Here is a 9,924-nt window from a genome sequence, read left to right on the forward strand (position 1 = left end):
AGTCTCAGTGGGATTTCGGGACAGAGACGGCGAAGCGGCCGTTGGCGCGGCGTTCGAAGGAACCTTGATCGTCGAGGTCGAGCATGGCGGGTGGGGTGATGGTGTCGAGGTCGATGGTGGGCGTTTCGGCAGGGAGGTCGGCGAGGGCGGTTGCTTCCGGGGCGAGGATGTTTGCCAGGTGACCCAACTCGTGGGCGAATGCTCTGGGGATGTCATCGGACCATGAGCACCAGGACGTGCTGAACTCATCTTCTTCATCGAAAACCGGGAAGTGCTCACCTAATTCGAGGCCGTCGGCCTCGGCGGTGGTGATCACCTTCTCGATATCGCGCGCCAGCGCACACCACCAGGCAATCATCGACTCGGCCATATAGCAGGGACCCATGTCCGCGAAATCGGTGGACAGGGCGAAAACTCGTCCCCACGAGCCTGTTTCGGGGTGCACGTCTACGATGTAGTAGTCGCCTGTCGACTCGTCGTTCAGTCGGATCGCGGAACCAACGGGACCATCGAGGTGTCCGCCGATCTCCGCCACCCAGGACAGCGGATCTCCCAGCTTGTCCCGGACCCCCGGCCCGAAACTACGCTGACGCAGGCCATTGCTCACCAAAAACCCGCCGACCTGTCGCAGGACTGATCGCTCCGGTTCAGGTACCGACACCGGGAAGGCCTCCAGCTCGTCACCGCTGAATCCCGGAAACAGCTGCACCAACTGTGGATAACGAGAACTGAGGCTCCGCAGCTGCTCGACCAACTGCTCGATTTCACGTACTTGCATTTTCTTTCGGACTTCCCAGGGGTTGGTCAGGACATTTTGTAGGTGAGGGTGTGGATTACCTGGGAGAGGACCTTTTCGCGCCAGATGGGGTTGCCGGTGGTGGAGCCGTCTACGGGGGTGGAGCGGCCGGAGAGTTCGAAGTAGTAGTGGCCGTAGGCGCAGTGCATGGCGTTGAGGGTGGTCAGGTAGCAGGTGGTGGCGCCGCCGACCGGGCCCAGGTCGGTGGCTGTGCGGTCGGCGGTGCGTTCTTTTTGGTAGAAGGCCGTGATCGAGGCGGGGTCGGCTATGGCTCGCATGACTATGTCGATGTTGGAGTTCTGGCCGTCCCATTTTTCGGGGAGGTGGAACCAGAGGTTGCATTCGCCGGCGGGGACGTCGGCGGGTGGGGCGGTGTAGGTAAGTTTGCCGTTGGGCGAGACACCGGGGGCGGTGTAGAAACTCACCTTGGCCGGCTTGTGTGTGATGTTGGAGGCCTGCGGGAGGATGGCGCCCACTTCGGCGTCGGTGAGCAGGTCGCAGGAGTTGGGCCACTTGGCCGTATCCAGCACGCCCGGGTTGGGGACGGGGAGATTGAGCTTCGCGCCGGTCGGGGCGGATGCGCCGTAGGTGACGGCGGGTGGGGTGGAATCGCAGGCTGCCAGTAGGACGGCGGCGGACAGCGCGGCCAATAGGCCGGTCAGCTTGCGTGAATATGCTTGTTCGAGCACGGTTTTCGACATTGTTTTCTCCCCCTGCGAGTTGCTGTGGTTGATCTTAGACAGCGATTTCGAAGGGCTGCCGGGTGGGGAATTACTCCGGGAGGGGGAAGGCGGGGGTGTTCGCGCTGTAGAGGATGGTGGGGGTGTGGTCGGGGATGCGGAGTTCGAGGGTGCAGCGGTTGCGGTAGGCGGCTACCAGGGTGCGGTTTACCTCGCGGGATTCGGAGACTTCCCAGCCGGAGTTCGCGAGTAGGGCGGCGGCGTGGCGGACGGTGTCGGCGGCGGTGACGGAGTCGGGGCGTTTGCCGCGGAAGGTTGTCGCGTAGTGGTGGGCGGACGGGTGGTCTTCGTCGACGGGGGTGGGTTCGTCGAGGAAGAGCAGGGTCAGGTCGGCGCCGGGGGTCAGCAGGGTGATGAGGTCGAGGAGTTGGGTGCGCAGGGCGTGGCCGAGTCGGTCCAGTTCGGCCCGTGCACCTGGTACTTCGCCCATGCGGACTCCTCTCGGGGCGGACACTATCACCAGCCGAGGTCCGGGCCGGGACTCGCCATGATGGATATCGGGAGCCAGACCGAGAAACAACGCAGCGGTCGGGCACGCGACTGGAATAGGCTGCGATTCATGTTCGAGCACACCTTGCGCATGGCCCGGGTCTACGACGGCCGGGACGCCGATGGTCGGCCGGTCGCCGACCGTGCCCCGGTGATTCCGTGGTTCACCGAGCGGGTGCTCGGATACCTCGAATCCGCACCGGTGGTGCTCGCGGCACGCAGTTTCGATGTGGACGAATTCGCGCCCGGACAGCGCGATGTGCCGCTGAATTTCCGGACCGACGGGGTGTGGGTGTGGTCGGGTTCGGTGCCGCATTATCTGCGCAAGCACGGGCTGCCGCCGGAGATGGATTTGGTGACCCACATTCTGGCGCGCGATTGCCGCGTGGCCGAGGTGGACGAGGCGGCCAAGGACGCCGCCGTCCGGCTCATTACCGGCTGAGCCGAAAGAGGTTGCGGCATGCCTGGATTCGATCTTGTGCGGCGGCAGGAGCTACTCGACGAGGGCTTCCCGCTGATGCGGTTCTACTATGGCGGCCAGTCTTCGGTAGAGAAATTCCCCGCCTTCGACCGGCTCTGCGATCTGCGCGACGAATATCGGAAACTGCTGCCGGAAACCGTTATCGCGCGGTGCCCGCTGACCGATCGCATGCTGCGATGGCCGATAGACACCGCCGGTCTGGATGGCTGGTACTGGGAGTGGTTGAATCCGACGCAACGACGACCGGCAGGCCTGCCCGCTACCTGGCTCGCGCTCAAAGGCGCTGTGCGACTGACCGAACCGATCGCCGCCGCACCGTTCGACTGCCGACCGGGCCCGAGCGCACCCTTCGTGCTGCCCCATCTGCTGGAGCCGGTCGAGGCTCATGCCGTCATCGCGGAGATTCCGATCGGACCCCATACCGGTTGGGCGATAAACTATTTCGCGCCGAAGCGGCCGAAAGACATCTCACTCGAGGATATCTGGGGCCAGTGCCGCAACCCGATCTTCGATCCCACCAGCCTGGACCGCGAATACGCCGAAAAGATGCCGCCCAGCGATGAGGACTTCGAGCTGCGGCCCTGGCTGGACTCGGGCAAACTGCTGTGGATCGCGCCGGGCGACCACACCGCCACCCTGCGCCACGGGGCCGCCGACTGCCCATACCTAGATATCGAGAGCGACCGGCGCTGGCAGTACATCTACGACGGCAGGATCATTCCGAACCGACGTTCAGATTCGTCGTAGGCACCCGGGGACTGGCCGCCCCGACCGCACCCACCACCGGCACCCCGGTATTGCCGAGGTCGCCGACCACATCGTCACCGTGTTCACCGGTGACCAACTGCGAACGAATCTCCGCGTCACCGTCGCCGTCCTCCGCACGCGGAGCCAGGCCCGCGCCCGCCATGGGCGGCATCATGCCCGGTCCGGGAGTCGCGGCCGCGCGCGCGTTCGGCGCGGGTTGCGTTGCGGCAGGGGCATTTCCAGCTGGAGCGGCAGCCGAACGGGTGCCGGTGTACTCGCTCAGCCGCGTCGGGGCGCTCAGACCCAGACCGCCGAGCGGAATGCCGCCGGGAGCGAAACCGCCGCCCTTGGCCGGGTCGATCCCGTCCGCCACCGGCACGATCTGTTCGGCCGTCTCCGTAGCGGTCAGCGACTGCGCGATCGACTGCACCTGCTGCACACCGGTATTGGCCGCACTAGCCAGCGGCGAGAGCAGCCCGAGCAGCTGAGTCACCTGGGAGAGCGAATCGACACCGCCGGGGGCATTGGTGACCTGCACCTTCTGCCCGGCGGCGGTAATATTCGCACTGTGCACGGCCAGTTCGCCCTTGGTCTTGGCGACCACGGCGGTGGCTTCGGCGGCGGTTTCGCCCGCCATCGACAGCAGGAACGCCTGTCCGGGCGGTGTCACCAGAAACGGAGCCGAAGCCACAACCGCGGCAAGGAATTTGGCGATGATCGCGGACATCGATGCCGCACCGGTCGCCACGGTGCCCGCCGCACCGCCGAGCACCATTTTCTGCTGCCCGTTCTGCGTCTCCAGCTGCACCGCGTCCGCCTGTGCCGCAGTGCCTTTCGCGAGCGCGCTGGTCGCCCCGGCGCCCTGCCAATCGCCAGAGGAGGCCATCGACATGAGCGAGGACGCCATGGTCATGATCTGTTGCAGGGCACTGGAGACACTCGACAGCACCTGGGTGGGATCCACGCTGGCACCGCCGAGCTTGCCGGTACCGAACGACTGCGCCAGATCGGTGAGCGGACGCGCGAGGGCCGTCAGATCGAGCACCGGCAGCACCGGCATACCGGGTAGCGGCGGCATGGCGGTCAATTGCGGCAGCCCCGACAGGCCCAGATCACGCAGGATGTCATTGACCGGGCGGTCCAGCAGCGCACCGATATCGGTGCCGCGCAGGATATCCGCCACGGTGGGATCCGGCTGTGGCGTGCTCATGACTCCAGCGACAGCGACAGGAAGTCGACGCTGGACCGCTCCTCGACCGAGTCGTAGGCAGCGGCGGCCTCGTGCGCGGTGACCGCGGTACCGGCGTGCACGGCGGCGAGATCGGCGGTGGCGGCGAAGTGATTACCTTGCGCGCCCGCGAAACTCAGCAGGAATTCCTGACCGATCAAACCGAAGACCGGGACGACGGCCGCCACGGTGGCGGCCTGATCGGCGGCGGCGACGCCTGCGATCGTGGATGCCATTGCGGCGGAGACGTCACCGTAGTGACGGATCGCGTCCGAGTTGGCTGCGAGATTGCTCATGAGACCCCCATCAGGAAGATCAACTCGAAATGAACTATACAGAGCGAAGATTCGACGGGCTTATCAAAATCTGAGCGAATTCCAAACGCAAAGCGTTAACACCGGGTGAGCGGCGGGTAACCTTCGCAGCTCGGATGGGGTTGCCGCACTGGGGCTTTCGTCCGGTTCGGTCAGATCGGCCGCAGCCAGCTGTCCGGTTCGGTATCGAAGTCCTGCTCCTCGATGATTTCCCGCCGAGTCACCTCCGACAGCGTAGGCAATCCGGTCAAAGCCAGCATCTCGGGCGCCAATCCGGCCGCGCGCAATTGCTCGCGACGCTGCGCACCCGCACGGGCGGCGGACTGCTTGCACAGCCGCAGCACCTCCGCGGCCAGCGCCGCCGGATCACCGCGCAGCTGATCGCGTTCCACACTCACCGCGAGCGGAAGACCCTGTTCGGTGGTGCAGACGACCACGGCTCCGGTCCGCGAGGCAATGGTGAACTCGGTCGGAAACTGCTCATCCACTTGCACTGGTACACCTTCCCTTTCGCTCGTCATTCGTCCTCGATCGCCATGAGCACCTCGGTGATACGCGTCTGCACGGTCGCGATCATGCGGCGCGGATCGGCGGGAGCCGCCACCCGCGGATGGTCGCCGGTGACCACGTAGCGGCCGTCATCGACGAGATCGCGCCAGTCCATTCGATGCCGGGTGATACCGCGCGGGCCGAACCGGGAATGGCCCTGTACCACTTCGATCACGCCCCGACTGACCGCCGGGGCGGCCAGGAAGTCGGCCGCGCGGTCGATGACCGAGCCGTCCATGGTCTCGTGCGCCGGAGACAGACCGAAACCGTAGTCGTTGTCCTCGATATCGGCGGGTTCCGCCAGCACCAGCTCGGGGCCGTGTCCCGGTTCGGAATCCGGCAGATGCGCCATCAACTCGGCCGCCAGTTGCGCCGCGTCGCAGGCGATCACATCGAAACCCGAACTGTGACTGACTGTTTCACCGGGTTGCTGGACAACCACGTAGCCGATATCGCCGCGGCGCGCACCGAGCAGGCGAACGCTGCCCTTGGGATCGGAGGCATCACGCCCGTCACGACCGCACACCTCCACCCGGACATCCGGGAGCGACAGGGTGTCGAAGATGTCCTGCCATTCGGGGTCACGCTCACGCAGCCCGTCCCGGGCGCGCGCCAGCTGCGCCACGTGCTCGCTCCACCGCGGGGCGCGACTGGAGAACAGCAGCGGCTCGGGCAGGAACTCCGCACCGCGTTCCGCCCAGAGCGCCATGAATTCCAGATCCGTGAACGACCAGGTTCGAAGCACGGAATTCAGCCCTCCACCACGGGTTTCGCCACGATCGGGGCGGCGCCCATGGCCTCTTCCAGATATTCGGTGGAGTCCAGGAACTCCGGTCGCTTGTGCTCCTTGCCCTGCCCCTGTCCGCCCGCGCCATGACCGCCGCCCATCGGCGCTCCGCCCATACCGCCCATGGGAGCCGCACCGGCGGTGGCGATTCCGGCCCGACCGGTCGTGGCGATGGCGCCCTCGACCTCGGCCGCGAGCGCGGCACGGGGGAACAGCTTCGAGGTGAGTTCCTTCGGTGCGGACGCGGGGCTGACACCCGGACCACCGCCGCCCGGGCTGCCGCCGCCCTTGGCCAGATCCTTGGTCAGATTGCTGAGCATATTGGGGATACCGGCCAGCGTGGAGCTGGGATCGTTCGTCTTGGCCTGATTCGCGGTCGACGTGAGGCCCTGGAGGCCCTGTTGCAGGGCACTGCTCAGCTGTGAGGCGTCCGAGGAGCCGTTCGAACTCTGTTGCGACGTACCGTCACCGGTGTTCCGGCCCGGATTCGTCGAGTCGGGACCGGTCTTGCTCGGATCGGTCTTGCTCGGATCCGTCTTGCCGTTCGGGTCCGTCTTGTTCGGATCGGTCTTGTTCGGATCGGTGCCCTGCGGCTGTTTCGCGTTCGGGTCGGTCTTGTTCGGCTGTAAGGCGTTGGCGGGCAGGGTCGCCGCGGACAGTCCGAGCTTGCTCTTCGGGGTGCCGCCACCCCCGCCGCCACCGCCGCCTCCCCCACCGCCGCCATCATCGGTCGTGGTCTTCGTCGCCAGCCCGGGCAGCTGCGCCAACGGGTCGATCAGATGCGGAATGGCCGGACTGGCCGCGATCATGCCGGTGACATAGAAATTCTGAAAGGCCAATCGAGCGGCTTTGACGATCCGGTCCTCGCGCTGAGGGTGGTCGTAGTCGAAATCGGTTGGCGCGCTGGGCATGCGAATCTTCGTGTTGTCGAGCCAGCCCGCGACATAGGTCAGGTTGGCCGCCATCGCGCGAATATCCGCGGTCAGGCCGTCGGCCTCGGTCTTGAATTCCCCGGCGACCCGACGCGCGGCATCACCGCCGCGGCCGCCCCAGCCGCTCTTCATTTCGTCCAGCCGCTTGGTGAGCTGGTCGAAGCTGGTATCCACCTTGTCCGCCACCAGCAGCCAGGTGCCGCCGATATCGGACACCAACTGCGGGTTCATGCCCGAGCCCGCCTGATGGAGCCACACCCGTTCCTTGTCATTCGGATTCTCGGGGTCGAGGGCGTCGTAGTGCCCCTTCTCGTTGGCGATCTTCACCAGGTCGGCGTTGCCGTGCTTACCGTCCAGCGGCGGGGTCGAATCATCGTTCCACACCGGGATTTTGGTGTTCCCGACCAGTTTCGGCGCGCCGGGGGCCGGGTGCACCGTGGATTCGTTCTTGAATCGGGTGAACATGGCCTTCGAATCTTCTTCGGTCGCCTTGTAGTTGTTGTCCGCCACGATCATGGTGTCGGCCATGGCCTCGACCAGGTCGATATATCGCTTCAGGACGCCGCCGAGGTTCTTGCCCTGCGTATTGAAACGGTCCTCGAGGTTCATCGCCGACGGCAGGATCGAATGATCGCCGAAACCCTTGTGCTCGGTGAGCAATGGTTGATAGTTCAGCGCGATATTCAGCGTGTTCGCCACATCGGCGGCGATCTTCGCCGCCGCGGCTCCCGCCCCTTCGCTCAGGTGCAGGGTGCCCCCGCGCGCCTGTTGGCCCAGCCCCCGCCAGGGATTGTCTTCGTCACCCACGTCCCGCTCCTGCCCTCAGGTGGTCATCGAACCCTAATGCGCGCCAATACAACTCAGCCGTCATCCGAACGCTTCCCTTATGCGTGCCTGGCGCGGAAACGCTGCTCGAACCCGGACAGGTAGACCGACGGCGGGGTCGCCGAGGTCGCCGCCTCGACGACGCCGTCATCCGCTATGTAGAACAATGCCCGCTGCACCGAGATTTCATTCGGTTCGGCGGGGGCGTAAACGAGCCATCCGATCGGAAGACGTTCCGCGCGAAGGTTGTCCAGGGGGTAGCCGGTCAAGTCGAGGTCGGTCGTGTCGAGGTGACGCAGCACCTCGGTGATCGCCTCGTCGCGCGGCAGCGGCTCCGGACCGGTGCGGGCCACCCCGGCGAGCGTGAGCTGGTAGTACGCGCCATCGAGATCCGATGCGTCACCGAAGGTTTCGACCAGCTGGGCGCGGGTGATATCGCCGCGCTCGGCCGCCGCGACATATGCGGTGACCGCGCCGCGCGACTCCTCGGACGGGTCGCCGGACAGCAGGCCGCAGATCACGTCCGATACGGTGCCGGCGGTCCAGATGCCGGGGACGGCCGCGGCCAGCTCGGTCGCGCGCGGGGATTCGGCGCGATACCAGCGGCCGCGCTCCCACCAGTAGCAGAAGGTGAGCAGGCCGCCGCTGGCGCGAGAGTTCAGGACCGAGTTGGCGACCCACTCCGGAGCCGCCGAATAGAGCTGCGGCAGAGGGGTTCTGCCGTTGTAGGCGGCATCGAGTTCCGGGGCGTTCCAGACCCCGCCCGAGAGCACCGCGCGACCACCCGGCAGCGCGTACAGCGATGAACCGGAACGACGCGAACCCTCGAACCAGCCGAAGGACGGCAGCACGCGCGGCCCCCAGTCCGAGCCGATGGCGACGAACGCGGCGGCGAGGGCGGACCAGCGCGCCCATAGCAGCTCGAAGTCTGGGAAATCCTGTTCGGAAACCGTTGGCAGCACACCGGATTCACGATCGGCGCGGGCCGCGGCGGCGGCCTGTCGTGGTGTGCGGCCCTGCCGATTGTCATGGTGCACATAGGCGGCCAGCCAGGTCGGCAGGCTCGCGCGCGGATACGCCTCCAGGTCGGCCGAGTAGTCCTGCGGCGCGAAAAGCTGGTCGTCCGGGAAGGGTTCGTCACCGTAGTCGTGATCGACCTCTAACTCACCGGCCGCGGTCAGTGTCATCTCGAAACGCCACCAGGGGCCGTCACCGAGCTCCGCCGAGACCGCGCGATGGGTGGCGACCAGGTTCAGCACTTCCGGGGACGGCAGGATCCGAACCTGGCGTTGCGCACCATCGGAGTAGGTGAGACGGGACAGTTGGCCGGTCACGGTCAGTGCGAAGGCCGCGTGCACGCGATCCCAGCCGTCCGGGCCCAGGGTCATCAGCTCCTGCGCGATCCGATGCGCCACACCCCGCGCCTGATCGGCGATATCCATCGCGCCGGGGGTGTCGGCCGGATCGGGGGTGATGTTGAAGCCGACATCGGGGGCCGATTCCGCCGCGCCCTCGGCGAATTCGTCCTGCGCCGTGGCGATCTCGACGGTGCCGCCGGATTCGTCGATCGATTCGCCGATGACTGCTTCGCTGAACTCGTGATTCCTGGTCACGGGTAAATCGTCTCCTCGACGGTCACATTCGAGACGGTGGCGCCCACGACTATTCGCGCTCGGCGATCATTCGGTCCTGCTCCGCGCGGCGCTGGGCGGCATTGCTGCCGTCCAATTGCCCGGCGAAGGCCCGGCGGGCCGCGGCTTCGAGCTCCTGCGGGGCATTCGGGTAGGCGGACCTGAGCTCGCGCAGCGCCTTCATGGTCTGCTGATCGAGGCCGGTCTCGGTGCGCAGGCCGCTGCCGGACAGCACGCTCCGCAGCATGCTGTCGAAATTGCGCTGCAACTGCTCCTTGCTCGGATGGCCGCCGTAGCGCACGTCCGTCCTCCTCGTTCGTCGGACCCAACCCTCAGCATCGCATATTCGAGCCAACCGGGCGGTTGCCGGAATCGGTCGAACAGGCGAACTACCGGGTGGGCCGC

At 66.3% G+C, this 9,924-nt stretch carries 12 protein-coding genes; 2 read left to right on the forward strand and 10 right to left on the reverse strand.

All coding sequences use genetic code 11. The features are described 5' to 3' along the window. Positions 1-4 precede the first annotated feature (4 nt). The 3 genes from ACFVUS_RS16835 to ACFVUS_RS16845 all read right to left on the reverse strand — a co-directional run bounded on the left by ACFVUS_RS16835 (position 5) and on the right by ACFVUS_RS16845 (position 1,966). The gene (locus ACFVUS_RS16835; RefSeq protein ID WP_387766522.1) at positions 5-535 is read right to left on the reverse strand and encodes a hypothetical protein; all 531 of its coding nucleotides are present in this window, start codon (positions 533-535) and stop codon (positions 5-7) included. A gap of 269 nt (positions 536-804) precedes the next feature. Next, positions 805-1,497 carry a hypothetical protein gene (locus ACFVUS_RS16840; protein ID WP_387766525.1) on the reverse strand — a complete coding sequence of 231 codons (693 nt, stop codon included), beginning with the start codon at positions 1,495-1,497 and terminating at the stop codon, positions 805-807. Between the two features lie 70 nt (positions 1,498-1,567). Beyond that, the gene (locus ACFVUS_RS16845; RefSeq protein ID WP_387766528.1) at positions 1,568-1,966 is read right to left on the reverse strand and encodes a hypothetical protein; all 399 of its coding nucleotides are present in this window, start codon (positions 1,964-1,966) and stop codon (positions 1,568-1,570) included. 129 nt (positions 1,967-2,095) lie between these two features. On the opposite strand from ACFVUS_RS16845, the gene ACFVUS_RS16850 reads away from it, so the two are divergent. Beyond that, the gene (locus ACFVUS_RS16850) at positions 2,096-2,467 is read left to right on the forward strand and encodes a hypothetical protein (RefSeq protein ID WP_387766531.1); all 372 of its coding nucleotides are present in this window, start codon (positions 2,096-2,098) and stop codon (positions 2,465-2,467) included. 18 nt (positions 2,468-2,485) lie between these two features. Then, the gene (locus ACFVUS_RS16855) at positions 2,486-3,253 is read left to right on the forward strand and encodes a hypothetical protein (RefSeq protein WP_387766534.1); all 768 of its coding nucleotides are present in this window, start codon (positions 2,486-2,488) and stop codon (positions 3,251-3,253) included. Here ACFVUS_RS16855 and ACFVUS_RS16860 read toward each other — a convergent pair. The 7 genes from ACFVUS_RS16860 to ACFVUS_RS16890 form a co-directional block, all read right to left on the reverse strand. Next, positions 3,222-4,463, reverse strand: coding sequence for a hypothetical protein (locus ACFVUS_RS16860; protein WP_387766537.1), 1,242 nt, complete (start codon positions 4,461-4,463; stop codon positions 3,222-3,224). The two genes, ACFVUS_RS16855 and ACFVUS_RS16860, sit on opposite strands and share 32 nt — an antisense overlap. Beyond that, on the reverse strand, positions 4,460-4,777 hold the full coding sequence (locus ACFVUS_RS16865) for a type VII secretion target (RefSeq protein ID WP_387766540.1): 318 nt from the start codon (positions 4,775-4,777) through the stop codon (positions 4,460-4,462). The genes ACFVUS_RS16860 and ACFVUS_RS16865 overlap by 4 nt, the downstream gene beginning before the upstream one ends. A gap of 170 nt (positions 4,778-4,947) precedes the next feature. Beyond that, positions 4,948-5,283, reverse strand: a complete 336-nt coding sequence (locus ACFVUS_RS16870) for a hypothetical protein (RefSeq protein ID WP_387766543.1) — start codon at positions 5,281-5,283, stop codon at positions 4,948-4,950. A gap of 29 nt (positions 5,284-5,312) precedes the next feature. Next, positions 5,313-6,089, reverse strand: a complete 777-nt coding sequence (locus ACFVUS_RS16875; RefSeq protein ID WP_387766546.1) for an ESX secretion-associated protein EspG — start codon at positions 6,087-6,089, stop codon at positions 5,313-5,315. Positions 6,090-6,094: 5 nt separating this feature from the next. Next, entirely contained in the window at positions 6,095-7,870 is a 1,776-nt protein-coding gene (locus ACFVUS_RS16880) for a WXG100 family type VII secretion target (protein WP_387766549.1), read from the reverse strand. Positions 7,871-7,947: 77 nt separating this feature from the next. Next, positions 7,948-9,501 carry a hypothetical protein gene (locus tag ACFVUS_RS16885; protein WP_387766552.1) on the reverse strand — a complete coding sequence of 518 codons (1,554 nt, stop codon included), beginning with the start codon at positions 9,499-9,501 and terminating at the stop codon, positions 7,948-7,950. Between the two features lie 49 nt (positions 9,502-9,550). Further along, positions 9,551-9,820: a hypothetical protein gene (locus ACFVUS_RS16890; protein ID WP_387766555.1), complete on the reverse strand. Its 270-nt coding sequence runs from the start codon at positions 9,818-9,820 to the stop codon at positions 9,551-9,553. Positions 9,821-9,924: the final 104 nt, after the last annotated feature.

This window comes from Nocardia sp. NPDC058058 (assembly GCF_042885355.1).
Lineage (GTDB): Bacteria > Actinomycetota > Actinomycetes > Mycobacteriales > Mycobacteriaceae > Nocardia.